This is a genomic window from Acinetobacter sp. M5A5_2a (assembly GCF_053345265.1).
Genome location: NZ_JBKEZV010000025.1, coordinates 1 through 1,023, shown reverse-complemented (window position 1 = coordinate 1,023; position 1,023 = coordinate 1). Strand labels below are relative to the sequence as shown.

1 pseudogene is annotated in these 1,023 nt (G+C 33.5%); it reads right to left on the bottom strand.

The features are described from left to right. Positions 1-1,023 (bottom strand): annotated as a pseudogene (locus ACLBWE_RS19105) (hemagglutinin); the annotation flags it as partial.

Genomic DNA, 1,023 nt, shown 5'->3' with positions numbered 1-1,023 from the left:
TTTCCTGGTTTTTTAGATAAATCAAGAATCGCATCACGTAGCTCCACCTTATTAACGTCTTTTTCACTTATTGGAACTTGTACACTCAAACCACCTGCAGCTTTAAAGGTAGGTAAAACTGGTCCATTAAAACTCGGTAATTGAGCAGTTTCAGTAATTGAGCCTTTATCCTGCATAGCCTGCCAAGCTAATGAGCTTTTTTCTTTTTTAAAGAGCTCTGTAATAGATGTCTTAGCGGCTATTAACTCAAGTGTTCCTCCAGTTTCAATAGTTGCACCTTTTAAATACTCAAACTCTGTTCCCTCAAGTTTCGTCTTATCAACCGCTTGTGTATTAATATAATCTGCTTTTAAATTTGCAGGTAATTCACTAATCTGAGTTCGTGTTGTATTAGTAGTAGTTTTCGATGAACCTAATAGTGAGATAAGTTTAGAATATGAGGTTTTCTTTGTAACATCCACTGTACTGCTAGAAGATTCTTCCACAGTGTAAAAGTTAAGATTTCCCCCAGATTTAATCGAAATTGTTCCACCCTCAGCATTAAAACGCCCAGAATAAATATCAATATTATTATCTGGAGTTTGAGCAGCTACTGACGGATCTAGTTTTTTCGTTTCAATAGAAATATTCTTTGCAGAAATATCAACTGAAGCTGCATTTGTGTCATTATTTTCAGAAACAGTCGTAATATACTTTTTCTTTAAACCACCCCATGATTTTTTCTTTTCAGTAGTCGTAGTCAGATCATAGCTTTGCTCAATAGCTGCATCAAATAAAATACTTTTATTTGATTCTATTTTTACGTCACCATTTTTTGAAGTAATACCAGTAGCTTGTAAAACTAAATTATCATCTTTAGTTTTTCCTACTGTTCTTATGTTAACCCCTTTATCACCATTAATAATGGTAGGGCTGACTAATGTTCGGAAACTATAATTTCCTTCACTTTCAGTACCTTTCTCATAAAAATCTGTATGACCATCAATAATAATACTTGCATTTAATGATTTTGGTGGCTGATTA